11 protein-coding genes are annotated in these 17,599 nt (G+C 54.7%); 4 read left to right on the top strand and 7 right to left on the bottom strand.

Translation table 11 applies throughout. The features are described 5' to 3' along the window. Positions 1 to 33: 33 nt before the first annotated feature. Both atpD and pfkA read right to left on the bottom strand, forming a co-directional pair. Positions 34 to 1,557 carry a F0F1 ATP synthase subunit beta gene (atpD, locus tag HMPREF9141_RS10795; RefSeq protein ID WP_007368788.1) on the bottom strand — a complete coding sequence of 508 codons (1,524 nt, stop codon included), beginning with the start codon at positions 1,555 to 1,557 and terminating at the stop codon, positions 34 to 36. A gap of 70 nt (positions 1,558 to 1,627) precedes the next feature. After that, on the bottom strand, positions 1,628 to 2,605 hold the full coding sequence (gene pfkA, locus HMPREF9141_RS10790; RefSeq protein WP_040554845.1) for a 6-phosphofructokinase: 978 nt from the start codon (positions 2,603 to 2,605) through the stop codon (positions 1,628 to 1,630). A gap of 496 nt (positions 2,606 to 3,101) precedes the next feature. Here pfkA and HMPREF9141_RS10780 point away from each other — a divergent pair, with 496 nt between their 5' ends. From HMPREF9141_RS10780 to HMPREF9141_RS10760, 4 genes are all read left to right on the top strand, one after another. After that, complete coding sequence (locus HMPREF9141_RS10780; RefSeq protein WP_007368786.1) at positions 3,102 to 3,773, top strand: hypothetical protein; 672 nt, start codon at positions 3,102 to 3,104, stop codon at positions 3,771 to 3,773. A 940-nt stretch (positions 3,774 to 4,713) separates the two neighbouring features. After that, positions 4,714 to 6,315 carry a beta-N-acetylhexosaminidase gene (locus HMPREF9141_RS10770; protein WP_007368783.1) on the top strand — a complete coding sequence of 534 codons (1,602 nt, stop codon included), beginning with the start codon at positions 4,714 to 4,716 and terminating at the stop codon, positions 6,313 to 6,315. A gap of 392 nt (positions 6,316 to 6,707) precedes the next feature. Next, positions 6,708 to 9,251, top strand: coding sequence for a glycoside hydrolase family 95 protein (locus HMPREF9141_RS10765; RefSeq protein ID WP_007368781.1), 2,544 nt, complete (start codon positions 6,708 to 6,710; stop codon positions 9,249 to 9,251). Positions 9,252 to 9,392: 141 nt separating this feature from the next. Further along, positions 9,393 to 10,058 carry a hypothetical protein gene (locus tag HMPREF9141_RS10760; RefSeq protein WP_007368780.1) on the top strand — a complete coding sequence of 222 codons (666 nt, stop codon included), beginning with the start codon at positions 9,393 to 9,395 and terminating at the stop codon, positions 10,056 to 10,058. Positions 10,059 to 10,532: 474 nt separating this feature from the next. On the opposite strand, the gene HMPREF9141_RS10755 is transcribed toward HMPREF9141_RS10760, so the two are convergent. The 5 genes from HMPREF9141_RS10755 to HMPREF9141_RS10735 form a co-directional block, all read right to left on the bottom strand. Further along, complete coding sequence (locus HMPREF9141_RS10755; RefSeq protein ID WP_007368779.1) at positions 10,533 to 12,545, bottom strand: fructose-bisphosphatase class III; 2,013 nt, start codon at positions 12,543 to 12,545, stop codon at positions 10,533 to 10,535. Positions 12,546 to 12,548: 3 nt separating this feature from the next. Next, positions 12,549 to 13,706, bottom strand: a complete 1,158-nt coding sequence (locus tag HMPREF9141_RS10750) for a glycosyltransferase (RefSeq protein ID WP_007368778.1) — start codon at positions 13,704 to 13,706, stop codon at positions 12,549 to 12,551. Next, a complete protein-coding gene (locus HMPREF9141_RS10745; protein ID WP_007368777.1) occupies positions 13,707 to 14,921 on the bottom strand; it encodes a glycosyltransferase family protein in 1,215 nt (404 codons plus the stop codon). 21 nt (positions 14,922 to 14,942) lie between these two features. After that, entirely contained in the window at positions 14,943 to 16,100 is a 1,158-nt protein-coding gene (gene lysA / locus HMPREF9141_RS10740) for a diaminopimelate decarboxylase (RefSeq protein ID WP_007368776.1), read from the bottom strand. A gap of 156 nt (positions 16,101 to 16,256) precedes the next feature. Continuing rightward, positions 16,257 to 17,573, bottom strand: coding sequence for an aspartate kinase (locus HMPREF9141_RS10735; RefSeq protein ID WP_007368775.1), 1,317 nt, complete (start codon positions 17,571 to 17,573; stop codon positions 16,257 to 16,259). Between the last annotated feature and the right edge of the window lie 26 nt (positions 17,574 to 17,599).

Here is a 17,599-nt window from a genome sequence, read left to right as displayed (position 1 = left end):
AATCTATTATTATTCTGTTTGCACAAGGAGCTGTTATTGTGTAGCCTCCAGAAGTCTCTTGGCCTTCTCCTTGGCATCCTCGATTGTACCTACGTTCAGGAACGCCTGCTCCGGCAGGTCGTCGACCTCACCGTTCAGAATGGCGTTGAAGCCCTTGATGGTTTCCTCGATAGGGACCATGACACCCTTGACGCCCGTGAACTGCTCGGCGACTGTGAATGGCTGGGACAGGAACCGTTGCACACGGCGCGCACGGTTCACAACCTGCTTGTCCTCGTCTGACAGCTCGTCCATACCCAGGATGGCGATGATGTCCTGCAGTTCGTTGTAGTGCTGCAGCAGCTGCTTTACGCGCTGTGCGCAGTCATAGTGTTCCTTGCCGACAATCAGCGGGTCAAGGATACGCGACGTGCTGCCCAGCGGGTCTACGGCCGGATAGATGCCCAGCTCGGTGATCTTACGGCTCAGCTCGGTTGTTGCGTCCAGGTGAGTGAAGGTCGTCGCCGGAGCCGGGTCGGTCAGGTCGTCAGCCGGCACATAGACGGCCTGTACGGAAGTGATGGAACCGCGCTTTGTCGATGTGATACGTTCCTGCATGGCACCCATTTCACTGGCCAGCGTCGGCTGGTAACCCACGGCTGAAGGCATACGCCCCAGCAATGCAGAAACCTCTGAACCTGCCTGTGTGAAACGGAAGATGTTGTCAATGAAGAACATGATGTCGGCCGGCTCACCGTTCTTGCCTCCGTGGTCACGGAACTCCTCTGCAACGGTCAGTCCTGAGAGAGCCACAGAAGCACGTGCCCCCGGCGGTTCGTTCATCTGTCCGTAGACAAGGGTGGCCTGCGATTTCTGCAGTTCCTCCTGGTCGACAAGCGAGAGATCCCACTTGCCTTCCTCCATGGCCTTCCGGAATTTCTCGCCATAGCGGATCACGCCGGATTCCAGCATGTCCCGGATCAGGTCGTTTCCCTCACGGGTACGTTCCCCTACACCGGCAAACACGGAGTAGCCGTTATGCCCTTTGGCGATGTTGTTGATCAGCTCCATGATCAGCACCGTCTTGCCCACGCCGGCACCGCCGAAAAGTCCGATTTTGCCACCTTTCATGTAAGGTTCAAGCAGGTCGATGACCTTGATGCCCGTCTGGAGCATCTCCTTGTGCGTAGACAGTTCTTCGAACTTCGGCGCCTCGCGGTGAATGGGGTAAGCCCCCTCCATCTTCAGAGGCTCCATGCCGTCGATAGGCTGGCCGATGACGTTCATCATGCGTCCCTTGATCTGCTCTCCTGCGGGCATGACGATAGGGCTGCCTGTCGGTACGACCTCAAGACCGCGCTGCAGCCCTTCGGTATTGTCCATAGCCACACAGCGCACGGTATCCTCCCCGATGTGCTGCTGTACCTCGATGATCAAATCCTGCCCGTTCGGACGCTTTACGCGCAGGGCATCGTAAATCTTAGGCAGAACCTTCTCAGGATTCTCTCCCTTGGTATCAAAGAAGACATCGATAACAGGACCGATGATCTGGGAGATACGCCCATTAATCTGTGACATAAATATCTTTGTTGTTTTTTATTATTACTTTCTTCTCTATATATAATAAGGTGCACGTCATGCCCTGGAATCAGATGCTCAGTTCGTCGAGAACCTTGATCAGTTTCCTGTCGAAAGGCTTGTCGGACCGGATGGCCTCTGACAGCGGAACGTAAGCCACCTCATTGTTTCTTACTCCTACCATGATGTTGCGCTGTCCCTGCATGATGGCCTCGATGGCACCGACCCCTGTCCGGCTTGCCAGAATGCGGTCACGCGCCGACGGCCGGCCGCCGCGCTGCAGGTGTCCGAGGATTGACACACGCACGTCGTAGTCGGGAAACTCCTTGCGCACACGGTCGGCATAATACATTGCACCGCACTTCGGACTTTCGGAAACGATGACGATGCAGCTTCGCTTCGACTTGCGGATGCCGCGCTCCATGAAACGTGCCAGCTGATCCACATCCGTCGAGTCTTCCGGGATGATGGCTGCTTCCGCACCGCTTGCAATGGCGGAGTTCTGGGCAAGAAATCCTGCGTCGCGTCCCATCACCTCGACGAAGAAGATGCGTTCATGGCTCTGTGCCGTGTCACGGATCCGGTCGACACACTCCACGATGGTGTTCATCGTCGTGTCATAGCCGATGGTGTTGTCCGTCCCATAGAGGTCGTTGTCGATGGTGCCGGGCAGGCCGATGCAGCAGATGTCAAATTCCTGTGCGAATTTCATGGCGCCAGTCAGCGATCCGTTCCCGCCGATGACCACCAGTGCGTCAATGCCTGCGGCAGCAAGGTTGTCATGTGCCTTCTTCCTGCCTTCTTCCGTAGCGAACTCCTTGGAGCGTGCCGTCTTCAGAATCGTTCCGCCTTGGCCGATGATTCCGCTGACATTCTCGGTTGTAAAAGGACGTATATCGTTTGTAATCAGTCCGTCATACCCACGATAGATGGCCTTTATGTCAAATCCGTTGTAGATACCCGCTCTTGTCACGGCACGGATGGCCGCATTCATACCCGGTGCATCACCGCCGGAAGTCAAAATACCGATTGTCTTTATTTTAGCCATTTTATAATTTAAGAAGTCTCTTTTATTCCATGCGCAAAGATAGCAAATAAAAAAGATATAAGCAAAGTACAAAAGAAAAAGTTGCCTGCAATTTTGAAAAAAAAGAAAAAGTATCGGCGGTGAAACACTGTTTTCCGGCAAGAAAGCAGAAACGTCAACAGCCGCATGGCAGCCGGCCGTCGCAGCGGAAGGCGTACCATGCGTCCACGGACCTCCCCCGGCCGTTTGCCAACCGGCTGTCTTTTTACTTACGGCAACACCTTCTTCTCCATCCTGCACCCTCCATACGGATTTCTTCCTCCGACAGCCTCAGGTACGGCAGCATCCGGCTTGTCTCAAAAACGGAGATACACGGCCTTGCCTATATGTCAGAAGAGGAGGAAATGTCACTCGAGAGGCAGGAAATATCTGACAACAAACCGGAATTGACGGTTGATTATTTGTCTGTTAACACGGAAAAACGTAATTTTGTGACGTGACAAACTTTGGCAATATTATGATCAGGTCTCAATGCGGAAAAATAAAGTCATTCGTCCAATGCAAGGAACTGGTAATTGCTGCGACTTTGCACTTTGGATCGATGATGCTCTGTGGATTGATCTACATCCTGCTGCCTGAAGATACCCACTTGCGCTGGGGGCTGACTTACTGGCTGATCTGGGTGGCTCTCTTGTCGCCCTTTGCGCTGATGATGGCTGCACGGAAACGCAGGTGGAAGCTGGCCGTACGCCTTTACGGAGGATTGACGGGGACGTTTCTGTGGATGTCCGCCTTTTTTCTTCACGTCATAGGAAGCGACATCTTTTTCCCTCCCACCTGCTTTTGCAAGGACGGAGATTACCTTGCACGGCAATACAGATATGACTTTTTCGACAACGACATGACAGCTGTTTACAAAATCAGCGGGCTGACGGAAAAGGAAGTAGCTTTCTACAATTATAGAGCTCCCGACTCCATTAAAGTTTACGAATCCCTGAATGCCATCGTATTCTACTGTCCTTCCGAAGTAGTGGATGATCCTTTTCCCAACGACACTATCGGTCGTTTATGCGTCATCGAACAGCTCTATGACCGCCCCATGGAGTCTGGGCGGAAGAAAGAACTGGAACGGCTTTCCCGGCGGCTCAGCATCCCACTTGGCCGTATGCTTATGGAAAAAATGCACTGAGTCCGATCATAAAAGTACAATCATGATCTATATGGCTCTTAAACCAAAAGGTGTCAGCCTCGTCTCTGCCTTCCTTGTCCTGATATTGCTTATTTGCAGATGCCCTCACAACCGTACGGTTCCCTGTCAGCGGAATCATTCCTGCTGCAAGCTCGAATCCTGCTGAAGCTGTGCCAGTAGTTTTTTGTCCCCAATGCAATTAAGCCATCTTCTGTATTTCCCTTTATGAAAAATGAGCTGATGAGTACAGAGGCAGACCGTTTAACCGGTTGCTTGTAAAAGGATAGCGACATGGGAAAGCAGAGGCGTAATGTCAAAAGAGCAAAACGGAAGAGACGGTCTGTCTGCTGTTTTTTGTCAAGATAATTCATGCGTGCGAATCAATAGACGCTTGTTTGCATTCCAATCAGGCCTCACTTGGGACGTTGTCGGTGCTTGGCAAGGGGCTAAGGGGTGCTTGTTTGAGATGCAACCGGGCATCTGTTGAAAGCCTGCTTTTCAATTACTTGACTTCCTGTCAGTTGTAGCGTGACGATTGGCTGAAGATTTTGATGTTTCCAACGGAGTCTGCTGCTGTGTGATGTCAATATATTTTATCTTTTTATATCCGACCTCAGATGTTCCCCTTTTGATTCTTTCCTTTCAGCTGAACAGTATGCTCCGGCATGTTTGTGGAAAGTTTCCGACTTTTCTTTCTGCCGGCAGGTGACGACCGGAGCCGGTGTGTTTCTGGCGCTCCCCCTCCATGCACTTTTTCTTTGGATCTCCTTGGAATTATTGATCTTTTTTGTATCTTTGTGCAGCATTCCGGCAGGTTCTGAAGAAGACACGAAGTGTTGACCGCTTCTATACGGTCTGCTCATGTTCCCTCTTTGGCATCAGCCTGCATGCAGGCTTACTTCATAAAGACCTAAATACCCATCATCCAGTAAAAGACAGCATGAAGAAAATCTTGTTTTCCGTGGCTATGATGATAGCGTGCCTTTCGCTCCATGCCACAGAGGCCAATTATCAGGTAGTTCCTTTGCCGCAGAGCATTACGGCAGGGAAAGGAGGGGCATTTGTCCTGGACGGAAATTCCGTCGTCAACGTTGTGGGGACGGACGAGGCGATGTATCGCAATGCTTCGTTCCTGAAGCAGTATATCCGGGAGGCTACGGGAATCGCAGTGGGGGGCGCCGACAAGAAGGGGACTGCCATCACACTGAAGCTCAACACCGGGATAGAGAACGAGGAGGGATACGTCATCACCGTGAAGCCCAAGGGCATCACCGTGGAGGGCAGAACTCCTCGCGGAGTGTTCTATGGAATCCAGACGCTGCGCAAGTCGCTTCCGGTGGAGCAGACGGAGACCGTCGGTTTTCCTGCCGTCCGAATTGCCGACCATCCCCGTTTCAGCTATCGGGGGACGATGCTCGACTGTGCCCGCCACTATTTCAAGCTGAGTTTCATCAAGGAGTTCATTGATATGCTGGCACTCCACAACATCAACATTTTCCACTGGCACCTTACCGAGGATCAGGGATGGCGTGTGCAGATCGACCGCTATCCCCGGCTCACCGAGGTGGGGTCGAAGCGGGCACAGACCGTTATCGGGCGCATGACGGGGCTCTATGACGACACGCCTTACGGTGGTTATTACACTAAGGAGGATATGCGTGAAGTCGTGAAGTATGCTGCCGACCGTTACATCACCGTGATTCCCGAAATCGATATGCCGGGACACATGCTCGGTGCTCTGGCCGCCTATCCCGAACTGGGCTGTACCGGAGGCCCTTACAAGGTAGCGGAGGAGTGGGGCGTATTTCCCGATATTCTCTGTGCAGGCAATCCCAAGACCTATGAGTTCGTGTACAATGTCCTGGACGAACTGCTGGAGATCTTCCCGTCGAAGTACATCCATCTCGGCGGAGATGAGGCTCCGCGCGACCGCTGGAAGTCGTGCCCACGCTGTCAGGCGGAGATTCAGCGTCTGGGACTGAAAGGGACGGATGGGTTCTCTGCGGAGGGCCGGCTGCAGGTCTGTTTCATGAACCGAGTGGCAAAGCATCTGGCAGAGAAAGGACGTAGGATCATCGGATGGGACGAGATCCTCGAAGGGGATGTAGACAAAGGGACGACCGTCATGAGCTGGCGAGGTGTGTCTGGAGGACAGGAGGCTGCCCGCCGTGGACTGGATGCCATCATGTCGCCGACGGCCTACTATTATCTTGATTATTACCAGACGAAGAACGATGCCCTGACCCTCATCGGAGGTCTGCTGCCGGTGGAGACGACCTACGGTTATAATCCGGTGCCCGAAGATGCGTCTCCCGAGCTGAAACAGCATATAAAAGGGGTACAGGCAAATCTCTGGACAGAATATATCGTAGGGCGTGATCTGGCCTTCTACCAGCTTCTTCCGCGGGTCGCCGCCGTGTCGGAGACAGGATGGACGGAGAACGGCAGGAAGGACTTTGCCTCCTTCAGGGAGCGGGAGGCACGCCTCAACCGGCTCTACAGGCATTTCGGCTGGAAAGCCTGTCAGGATCTGTTCAAGTGAGCGGCATGAGGCCTCTGTCCCCTGCTCTCAGGGCATGGCCTCTGTGAACTGTACTGTAAGGCGAGGTCTGTGGGAAGACCGTCGATGGACTTCTGCCGATCTGTCCGGGCGGATGCTGCTTTCTTCTTATGTGTCCATAGCAGGCTGTGCATGCATGCGAAGAAAGCAGGGGAGGCTGCAGGTAACGGGATGGGACGACAGGCATTATGGGGTCGGCAAGGTCAGTTCCGGCTCGTTTCTTATGGTATAAAATACTTCAATATCACATCATATCTTTCAAAAATACCGTACCTTTTCCGGTCAGGAACTGGTATTCATATTCAACTGGAAGCCCGAAAGTGGTCTGAGGTCAGGGATTGAGGTCTCGGCGCAAGGACACGACATGTATAAGAATGAACAATATAAAAGCAAAGACCTTGTTTGCCGCCCTTTCTCTGGCGGTCTGTGGTTCGCTATCCGCTGAAGGAAAGTCGGTCGGAAGGTGCGGCCGTGCGGCTCCCGTAAGGGGCGTATGCTCTTGGATGGGCGGAGCCCGTGGAGGCGGCGGCGTGCCTGATGATGATTCGGTGTCCGTGACAGGCATTGCTGCATTCAGGCCTGCCAACAGATACACGCTTTGGTACACCAGGCCTGCGACGGACTGGATGACTTCCTGTCTGCCCGTCGGCAACGGCCAGTTCGGGGCGACCGTGATGGGGCAGATTGTCGTTGACGACGTGCAGTTCAATGACAAGACGCTATGGAGCGGCAAGCTCGGCGGTCTGACCAGCACGGCCGCTTATGGCAGTTATCTGAACTTCGGCAATCTTCTTATCCGCAGCCGCGGCATGAAAGGAGTGACGGACTATGTGCGTTACCTTGACATCAACGACGCCGTGGCAGGCGTACGGTTCAGTATGGATGGAGTAGGGTACAGCCGTACTTACTTTGCGAGCAATCCGGACAGCTGTGTCGTGATCAGATACACTGCCACACGGGGCGGGATGATCAACACGACGCTTGCCCTGAAAGATCAGAATGGGTCGCATGTAAGCTATACGGTAGACGGTCCCGGCCGGGCTACGATTACCTTTGACGGACAGGTCGGGCGGCAGAACGATGAGGGGGAGGCCACCCCGGAAAGCTACTGCTGTGCAGCACGCATCGTAGCGGACGGCGGTACGGTCACAAAGAATGCGGAGGGTCTTGTCGAGGTGAGTGACGCCAACAGCATGACGGTCTATCTCCGTGGTCTGACCGACTTCGATGCGGCAGCTCCCGAATATGTTTCCGGTACGGAACAGCTTGCCGGCCGTGCGATGGCCGCTGTCGACGGTGCCCGGCGTAAGGGGTATGATGCCCTGCTGGCTGCTCACAAAGCCGATTACAAGTCGCTCTTCGACCGTTGTCTGCTTACCCTCTGCAGCACCGGGAGTGACGTTCCGACCCCGCAGCTTATCAGCGGCTACCGCGCCGATCCGCAAGGCAACCTCTTCCTGGAAGAGCTTTATTTCAGTTACGGGCGTTATCTGCTGATCAGTTCCAGCCGCGGCGTCTCTCTCCCTGCCAACCTGCAGGGAATCTGGAACAACAGCAACGCCCCTGCCTGGCACGCTGACATCCATGCCAACATCAATGTGCAGATGAATTACTGGCCGGCAGAGCCGACCAACCTTTCGGAGCTGCACCGTCCGTTCCTCGATTACATTTACCGTGAGGCGTGTGTGAAGCCTGCCTGGCGACGCTTTGCCAGGGACATGGGAAAGGTGGATGCCGGCTGGACGTTGCCGACCGAGAACAACATCTATGGCTCTGGCACCACCTTCGCCAACACCTATACGGTCGCCAACGCATGGTATTGCCAGCATCTGTGGCAGCACTATGCTTACACGCTGGACAGGGAATACCTGCGTAGGCAGGCTTTCCCGGTGATGAAGTCGGCCGTTGACTATTGGCTGCGGAAGCTGGTGAAGGGCGCCGACGGCACATACGAGTGTCCTGAAGAGTGGTCGCCGGAGCATGGCCCGACGGAGAACGCCACCGCGCACAGTCAGCAGCTGGTCTGGGATCTGTTCAACAACACCCGCAAGGCCATCGAGGTGCTTGGTGACGAGGTGGTCTCAAGGACGTTCCGTGATTCCCTTGCGGCCTATTTCACCCTGCTCGACGATGGCTGTCATACGGAAGTCAACCCTGCTGACGGACAGACCTATCTGCGGGAGTGGAAGTACACGTCACAGTTCAACAACCCCGGCAAGATCGGAGTGGACGAGTACAGGGCACACCGCCATATCTCCCACCTGATGGGGCTCTATCCTTGCAGCCAGATCAGCGGAGATGCGGACAAGGCCGTGTTCCAGGCCGCACGCACATCGCTGATTGCCCGCGGCGACGGTCATGGCACCGGGTGGTCGCTCGGTCATAAGATCAATCTCAATGCCCGTGCGCACGAGGGGCAGCACTGTCACAACCTCATCAGGCGGGCCTTGCAGCAGACGTGGACGACGGATGTGAATGAGGGGGCAGGCGGCATCTATGAGAACCTGTGGGATGCCCATGCACCCTATCAGATTGACGGCAACTTCGGCTATACGGCAGGTGTCGCAGAGATGCTCTTGCAGAGTTATAGTGGAAAGCTCGTTCTTCTGCCGGCTTTACCGGCAGCTTTCTGGGACAAAGGATCGGTCAAGGGACTGAAGGCTGTCGGCAACTTCACGGTCGACATAGCATGGGAAAAGGCACGGGCTGCGAAGGTGCGGATCGTCTCCGGTGCCGGTTCCACCTGTGTGGTGAAGTATGCGGGTCTGGCAAAAGACTTCATCGTGACGGCAGGTGACGGGCGGCCCGTTGCTTTTCGATGTGCAGGCGGAGACGAAATCAGTTTCCCGACGGTCAGAGACGGTGTGTATGTCCTTGTTCCTAAGCACAATCCCGGCAGGGCATGCAAGTGCAGATAGTGACCGGAGCGTCCCTCCTGCCTCCTCGGATTGCTTTCTGACCGTAGCCGTGGCGGGACGGTGCCGCTTCTGCATCTGTGCGGTCTACATTCTCAGACAGGTATTACCGTTTAACCGGATGTTCAACTAAAATAAGATAAAATGGAAATTGAGAACGGGAGACTCAGAGCGAAAAAGAAACTCATCCGTGTTACTTTTCCTGATGGGAAGGTGATCTGCTGCAACAATGCTTCTGCAACGATGATTGCTGTATTGAGGACGATCGGGTCGGACAAATTCCCTTTGATAAAGCTGGATTTATGCCATCTTCCGATACTTGCCAGGGAGATTTATCCCAAATACAAGGCGTGGATGAAATCCGTCTGTGACGGCTGGTATCTGAATACCCAGTCGTCGACCGACAATAAGTATATGCAGCTGCGGGTCATCAGCGATCAGTTGTCATTGAATCTGTCTATTGAGACAGGTACGGATTTTGAAGTCCAGGTTGATGCCGACAAAGAAAAGAGGAGCCGGACGAAAGACCGGATCCGGGTCAGGTTGCCCGATGGGATATACGTTGCAAACGGAAGTGCACTGGATGTCTATCTTGGGACGATCCGCCGGCTCGGCGTTGACAATGTGATGCGTTTACATCTGACGTGGAGCGGCCATGAACTGATAGCAACCTCCCGGAAGGTTCATTCTCAGCTGCAGATCGTCGAGAACCGCTGGATAATGGTTCCTAACACGACCAAGGACAAGGCGAAGCTGCTGCGGGTGATAGGCCTCATGCTGCGGATCAGACTGGAGGTGACGATTGTCTGACCTGCTTAAAGACATCAGATATAAAAAACAGTGCAAGAGCAAGAAAAGTATGGCTGACCGTATCTCCTCGCAGGACGGTCTCTTCCATACTTTTCTTGCTCTTGCGCTGTTCTTTTATCGTTTTCTATCGCTATCGGCAAGACCTGCATTGCATAGATTCCTGCACGCAGTTTTCTTTCAACCGGTGGTTTCTCGTTTTCTCTTGGGAAGCGGATCCTTCTTACAATAAGTTACGTTGTGTTCGGACAGTACGTATCTGTTTGTCCTACGGGCTGTCCCCATCCGGGCAACAGATTGTAAACGTACAAGGCTTCATCACGACTGGTGTCGGACATCAGCACGGTATGTGTCGGGCATCAGCACATCGGCAGGAGACGGTGCAGCCGGTTCGTCCCGGTCATCGTCCTATATGCGTTGAGGAGCGGATGCCCGGCTTATACGGAGTCCCGTTTACCAGACTGCAGCGGTTGTCCTTTATGCCTTGGGCGGGGTTTTCCGTTCGTGCTCGGTGAGGAAACCGCAGCGATAAGCGTAAAGCAGTTCCTTGAGAGCTTCAATCTGAAGCCGCAGCTCTTTCCCCTTGTCGGTATCTTCGACCCGGAGCCGATGCTGATTCATCTCGACGATCTGGGTCGTCGAAACGATGTCCGTACCCCGTTTGATGGCATCTTCAGCGGATGTGAACGGCTCGTGCTGGACAAGCTGGAAACCGCGGGAATGGTAGACGAGGGTATAGCCGGCGATGCCCGTCTCCTTGTGATAGGCCTGTGAGAATCCTCCGTCGATGACCATCAGCTTCCCGTTGGCTTTGATAGGGCTTTCTCCCTTGACGACATGGACGGGCACATGGCCGTTGATGATGTGGCGGTTGGGCTGTTGTACACCGAACTCGTCCATGATCATGTCGACGGTCTGTTCATTGTCGCGCATGGTGAAGTAGTAACCCTTTGCCTCCTTGTGCGTCTCTTTCTCGGTCAGGAAATACCGTTCGAAAGTAGCCATCTTGGCTTTATCGAAGAGCGGGCTGTCCGGTCCGCACCATAGATAGAGGAAGAAGTCGACGGCATCCTGGTGTTCCTCCTCCGTCTGCAGGTCGCTGTTCGTCTGGAAGGCGGAGCGTATCTTCATGCCGGTCTGATAAAGCAGTTCCTTGCCTTTCAGTTTCTCACCCGGTGCGATTTCCACCTCTTTCAGCTTTCCGTCTTTTGTAAGCGGAATGGATGCGTGATAGAGCAGGTTGTGATTGACGATGTTGTACATACAGCCGTGACGGAGCAGCGCCCGGATGTGGCTGCGCAGTTTCTCGCTGGAAGTGAAGGAGTGGTGCAGGCGGTCGATGAGAAGCTGCTCCTCCTCAGTGAGCTGGTCGGGCTGGTCAGGGTTGATGGTCGGGAAATTGCAGGAACGCATCTTGTATTCTTTTCCGTCCACGACAATCGTGCCTTTCTTGTAATCGACGGCATGGAGCAGGCGGCGGTCATCCATCTTCCAGAGCGGGTGGCGGGCGATCATCTGCGACTCGATCTTGAACTGGAGAATACTGATGGCCTTGTGCATCTGTGCGGTCAAGGTCAGGCTGCGCTCGTCAAGCGGATTGTCCTTCGACACTTTCGGCATGAATTCCTCGCAGGGGTCGTTGCCGTACACGTCCATGGCGAGTGTCGCCAGCTGGATAAGGTTGATTCCGTACCCGTCTTCTATGGTCGCCATGTTGGCATAACGCAGGGCGATGCGGATGACGTTGCAGATGCAGGCGTCATTGCCGGCGCAGGCCCCCATCCACAGGATGTCATGGTTCCCCCAGGTGATGTCCCATGTGTGATAGTTCTGCAGGGTGTCCATCACGATGTGGGCACCCGGCCCGCGGTCGTAGACATCGCCGAGGATGTGCAGCTGGTCGATGGCAAGCCGCTGGATGACCTCGCAGACGGCGATGATGAAGTCGTCGGCGCGTCCGGTCGATATGATCGTCTTGATGATGGCGCTCACGTAGTCGGTCTTGTCCTTGTCGTCCGAGTGTTCGTGCAGCAGTTCCTGGATGATGTAGGAGAAATCTGGCGGCAGGGATTTGCGTACCTTTGACCGGGTGTATTTGCTGGAAACATCTCGGCAGACCTCTATCAGCCTGTAGATCGTAATATGGTACCAGTCATTGATGTCCTTCTCCTCATGCTTTACGAGTTCCAGTTTCTGTTCCGGATAGTAGATCAGCGTACACAGCTCGCGTTTCTCCGTACTGCGGAGCGTGTCTCCGAAGAGTTCGTTTACCTTTCGTTTTATATTGCCTGAAGCGTTCTTCAGTACATGCTGGAAAGCCTGGTATTCGCCGTGTATGTCGGCGAGGAAGTGCTCCGTGCCCTTGGGGAGGTGGGCAATGGCTTCAAGGTTGATGATTTCTGTGGTGGCATCAGCAATGTTCGGGAACGACTGTCCCAGCAGCTGTAAGTAGCGTTCGTCTTTCTTCAGGTCGTAATGCTTGTGTGTCATATACTAATGTCTTTGGTTGTAATTTCTTTTTATGATCTTCCTTGTCTGTCTGTCGTTGAGTGGAGCGAAGGGCATGAACCCCTCTTTCAGCTGGATCTTTTCGGAGAGGACCTGTATGATGCGGCGTGCATAGCGGTAGATGCGCATGTGACGGAGCACTTCCCCCAGACGGTCTTCGTCATAGTCATTGTATTTGATGGCGGTATAGAGGTCTGCCAGCTGCCGCAGCGAGAGGTTGCCTTCCTGTTCTATCCGCTGTGTGTTTGCCAGCATGACGGCGATTTCTCTGACCAGCGTCTCCTCCCGGTTGAGATTGTCATTGAGCCGCTGCCGTCGCAGGAACTGGTTGCCGGACAGTTCTTTCGTGTCTACGGATCGGGTCTCCTTGGGTGCCAGCAGGGCATACCGCCGGATAGCCGTCGTGTCTATGTCCGGTGCTTGGATCTGCAGACGGCTGATGCCGTCGTCTATGATGTCTCTTATCCCTTCGTCGTCGGCGTAGAGCAGGATGCGTTTCCATTGCTCAGGATGCAGGCTCCGCAGGTTTAGCAGCTGGTCGCTGGGCAGGAGATTGTGTGCCGGTTCCTGTGCCAGTCCGGCGTGCAGCAGGCTGGGTATGGCTTCCCGCTCCATGGCGGTCATGGCAAGCTGATAGCGGGTGTCGCATACCTTTCGGTAGAAAGCAAGTGTCTGCTGCGCCATCCGGTCGTCGCTCTGCCGGCTGTCCAGCACGCTGTCTGCCACTACGTCGATGCGTTTTGTCCACCCCAGTCCGAGTATGTCCTGCTTCTCCCGTTCGTTGGTGACGAGGAGTGCATCTGCACATCGCACTGTCTTCGCCTGATAGAGCAGTGCCTTCGTGCGTTTTGTGAGCCTCTGTTCCGTTGTACGGATCCGTGTGTCGAGCCCCCAGTGCGGTGAGAGTACGACGGGAAGCCCCTTCCCGGCAGCCTGTCTGACGCATCTTGCGGCCTTGTAGTCCCAGCAGGCATGGATGTGTATGATGTCTGCTGGGCCGTCGGCAAGTACACTAGTGAACCTGTCGGACTGTGTGACCGTCCTGACATCTGCATATTCCCGCTGTGCCGCAGCCAGCCGCAGGAGGTGATCCGACAGCAGGTTGCCGGCTTCTATACCGTCTATGTAATGGAGGATATGCATTTATAGTTTATGAGAAATGAAGTCGTACTTGTCAGCACGGCGGTATTGAATCCTGTAACCCAGGTAGTGCCATGCTATTGCTATCTCGTAAGGGAGTACTTTCCAGGCCGGGATTCCCACGTCGAAACGCTCCAGGGCTTTCCTGCCGATGAGCAGGCGGAGGACGAGCGTCAGTATGAGTGCCAGTCCTGCGGCAGCGGCGACCGTCCACCGGCCGAGCAGCATGGCGGCAATGAGCGCCGTGCTCTGTAACAGGTAGTTGCCATGCAATGCCGCCTGGTCCAGAAAGGGAAGGAGACGATGGCGTGCCGTATTCGCCAGATGCCGCCGGTTCTCCATATAGAAGAGGTGGCTTCCCGTCCAGCTTTTTTCCGTTGGTGTCTCCTCGATGAGTGTCCCCTCCGGAGCATTCTCCATTACGAGCTTGCCGGCACGGGCGTATTTGTTCACCATGAAGTCGAACTCTCCTCGGAGATACTTGAGGTTTCCGCGGAATCCCTCTTCGTGCAGGAAGATGCTTCTGCGGAACAGCAGTGCGTTGAAAGGACAGGCGTAAGCCCTGTCGTGCTGGTATTCGCGCATGGCGTAGCGTGCCCTGTAATAACGTTCGAAGCGGCGGTAGCCGGGAGTCTCATCCTCATAGCGGGTGTATCCCACCACAAGCTCTCTTCCGTCGGAACAGTTGCCGGCAATCGTCCGCAGCCAGTCATCGCCTTGTGGGCGGCAGCCTATATCAGCCATCATCACCCACTCGTATTTCGCCGCTTTGACTCCCAGCGTGACGGCGAGTTTCTTCCTGCTCATGTAGCGGGACGACTCGGGGATGAAGGTGGTGTAGAGGCGGCTGTTGCCGGCAAAGCGTTTCAGCACATCACTTGTCTCATGGTCGTTCTGCGGAGCGACGACAATTACCTGGAAATCTGCCGGGTAGTGCTGGCCCAGATAGCATGGGAGGTTTTTCGAGAGCTCCTCCGCATTGTCATGCGGCGTGAAGATGATGGAGACGGCCGGAAGCATAGGGATAGCCGAACTTCCGACAGCTTTCCCTCCTTCGTCTGTTCTCTCCGTTGTGTCTTCTCCATCAGCCTCGGGCGTTGCTGTCCGGTGTTCTGATATCCTCACTCTGCGGAAGAAAGGATTGCACAGGGCTGTCAGTAGTGCCACGGCCAACAGCACAGCCGAGAAGAGGAGGGTTGTATGATCAAAGGTGAACATTTACTTGTTGCATTGTTTTTGTTAAAGCTCGTCAGACAGGTAGCCGACAGGCAGCCGGCGGCAGTTGTATTGCGAAGCCATGATTTCTCCGTATGCCCCGGCCGACCGAAGCGCAATCAGGTCGCCCCGGTGGACGGTGTTCAGCGGGATGTCCTTGGCGAAGACGTCACTTGACTCGCAGATGGGCCCCACAACGTCATAGATCTGTTCCGGCCCATCGCTCGACAGATTTTCTATCTCATGTCTGGCATGGTAGAGGGCTGGACGGATGAGGTCGGTCATGCCGGCGTCCACGATGGCGAACTGCTTTGCCGTTCCCTGTTTTACGTAGAGCGTGCGTGTGATGAGGCTTCCCATCTGTCCGACGACGGCACGTCCCAGCTCAAAGTGCAGCTTCTGCCCTTCCCTTAGTTTCAGGTAATGGGCAAAGACATAGAAGTAGGCCTTGAAGTCGGGGATGGGATGGCTGTCCGGACGTTCATAGTCGATACCCAGTCCGCCTCCGACGTTGATGTGCCTGACCTCTATCCCCTGCTCCTCCAGACCGTCTTGTATTTCGTTGATCCGGCTGCACAGATGGCGGTAGTCCGTCATGTCGAGAATCTGTGAACCGATGTGGAAGTGCAGTCCGATAAAGCGGATGTTCGCCATCCTTTCCGCCTCCCGGATGGCCGGCACCATGTCCTGCATGGCAATCCCGAACTTGTTCTCTGCCAGTCCGGTCGTGATCATCTTATGCGTATGCGCTCCTACATCCGGGTTGATGCGGAAGCATATATTCGCCACTTTCCCTTTCCTCGCAGCCAGACTGTTGATGACATCCAGTTCAGCGACGCTCTCCACATTGAAGCAGAAGATGTCGTGGTCGAGTGCGAGATTGATTTCCCAGTCTGCCTTCCCCACGCCGGCATAGACAATGCTGCCCGCAGGGAAGCCACTGTCCAGACAGCGTTGTATCTCGCCTCCGCTCACACAGTCGGCCCCCATTCCTGCCCGGCTGATCATCTTCAGCACCTTTGCGTTGGCATTGGCCTTGACGGCATAGTGGACGATAAAGTCTGCGTGTGTCCTCGCTTCTTCATGGATCGCCTGCAGAGTTTCCCGAAGGAGGTTGCAGTCGTAATAGTAGAAAGGGGTCTCGATATGCTTGAACTTGTCTGTCGGAAATCTGTTGGTCATCTGTCTGATTTGTATCGTATCGTGGCGTTATCCTATATGCGGCTATCCGTAAGGACGTGTGGAACATAGGGCTGTAAAGTCATCTGGTGGCGGCCCACAAGCCGTGCGTCAGCTTCCGCGACGGGTGTCCTGTAAGCCGGTCTGCTGCCGGTTCTGTTACTTGAATAGGACATCCGACAGCGACTGCAGTGCGCGCTGCTTGTCGGTCTCCCTGATCAGGAAGGAGATGTTGTAGTTGCTGCCTCCGTAGCTGATCATGCGGACCGGGATGTCCTTCATGGCATCCGTCGCCAGTGTCTCGAAGCCGACATTGCTCCAGTCGAGGTCGCCGACAACGCAGACGATGCACATCTCTGCATCGACGGTGACGGTGCCGTACTTCTTCAGTTCGTCGACGATTTCCGCCAGATGGCTGTCGTTCTCGATGGTCATCGACACACCCACCTCGCTGGTCGCGATCATGTCAATCGATGTCTGGTAGCTCTCGAAGATCTCGAATACCTTGCGCAGGAAGCCGGATGCGCCGAGCATGCGGCTCGACTTGATCTTGATGGCCGTGATGTCATCTTTGGCGGCGACCGCCTTGATCTTTCCTTTCACGAGGGTGTTGTTGATGATGGTTCCTTCAGCATCCGGATCCATCGTGTTCTTCAGCCGGACCGGGATGCCGGCATATTTCGCCGGCTGTACGCAGGTGGGGTGGAGGATCTTGGCACCGAAATAAGCCAGCTCTGAAGCCTCTTCAAAGTTCAGCTGGCGCACGGCTTCGGTCTTCTCAACGACACGCGGGTCGTTGTTGTGCATTCCATCGATGTCGGTCCATATCTGGATTTCTTCGGCATTGACGGCAGCCCCGACAAGCGATGCCGTGTAGTCCGATCCGCCGCGCTGCAGATTGTCGACTTCGCCGTAGGCGTTGCGGCAGATGAACCCCTGTGTGATATAGATCCGATAGCCTTCGTTCTCCTTCATGATGGCGGTCAGGTGCTCTCTGATGTACTGACCGTCGGGCTCGGCATTCTTGTCCGTCCGCATGAAGTCGAGTGCGGGCAGCAGGACGGCCTTGACTCCCTGCTCCTGCAGGTAGTTCACCATCATGTTGGTCGACAGTATCTCGCCCTGTGCCACGATGCTCTTCTCCTCGAACGAGGTGAACAGGTCTTTTGTGAAGGAACGCAGATAGTTGAATTTCTCCTCCAGAAACGCACGTGTTTTCTGCCTGTATTCTTCCGTGGAATACAGCTCCCCGATATGTCCGAGATATTTCCGTTCCAGCTGGTTGATCAGTTCGTTGGCACCCTCTGGATTCTTCCGGTAGAGGTAATCCGATATTTCTATCAGGGTGTTGGTCGTTCCACTCATTGCGGAGAGCACGATGAATGCGGACTCCCCAGACTTTGTAATCAGTGAGGCTACATCCTTCATCCGCTCGGGCGAGCCGACGGATGTGCCCCCGAATTTCATTACTTTCATCTTCTTCTGTCTTTTCTGTATGTGGA

Origin of the sequence: Prevotella multiformis DSM 16608 (assembly GCF_000191065.1) — a bacterium.
GTDB classification, from domain to species: Bacteria; Bacteroidota; Bacteroidia; order Bacteroidales; family Bacteroidaceae; genus Prevotella; species Prevotella multiformis.
The sequence above is the reverse complement of the archived record's forward strand: the minus strand, read 5'-3'. Positions and strand labels throughout refer to the sequence as shown.

Bases quoted from the DNA above. Each gene is read 5' to 3' on its own strand.
- atpD (WP_007368788.1), bottom strand. From the start codon at position 1,557: ATGTCACAGATTAATGGGCGTATCTCCCAGATCATCGGTCCTGTTATC.
- pfkA (WP_040554845.1), bottom strand. From the start codon at position 2,605: ATGGCTAAAATAAAGACAATCGGTATTTTGACTTCCGGCGGTGATGCA.
- HMPREF9141_RS10780 (WP_007368786.1), top strand. From the start codon at position 3,102: ATGATCAGGTCTCAATGCGGAAAAATAAAGTCATTCGTCCAATGCAAG.
- HMPREF9141_RS10770 (WP_007368783.1), top strand. From the start codon at position 4,714: ATGAAGAAAATCTTGTTTTCCGTGGCTATGATGATAGCGTGCCTTTCG.
- HMPREF9141_RS10765 (WP_007368781.1), top strand. From the start codon at position 6,708: ATGAACAATATAAAAGCAAAGACCTTGTTTGCCGCCCTTTCTCTGGCG.
- HMPREF9141_RS10760 (WP_007368780.1), top strand. From the start codon at position 9,393: ATGGAAATTGAGAACGGGAGACTCAGAGCGAAAAAGAAACTCATCCGT.
- HMPREF9141_RS10755 (WP_007368779.1), bottom strand. From the start codon at position 12,545: ATGACACACAAGCATTACGACCTGAAGAAAGACGAACGCTACTTACAG.
- HMPREF9141_RS10750 (WP_007368778.1), bottom strand. From the start codon at position 13,706: ATGCATATCCTCCATTACATAGACGGTATAGAAGCCGGCAACCTGCTG.
- HMPREF9141_RS10745 (WP_007368777.1), bottom strand. From the start codon at position 14,921: ATGTTCACCTTTGATCATACAACCCTCCTCTTCTCGGCTGTGCTGTTG.
- lysA (WP_007368776.1), bottom strand. From the start codon at position 16,100: ATGACCAACAGATTTCCGACAGACAAGTTCAAGCATATCGAGACCCCT.
- HMPREF9141_RS10735 (WP_007368775.1), bottom strand. From the start codon at position 17,573: ATGAAAGTAATGAAATTCGGGGGCACATCCGTCGGCTCGCCCGAGCGG.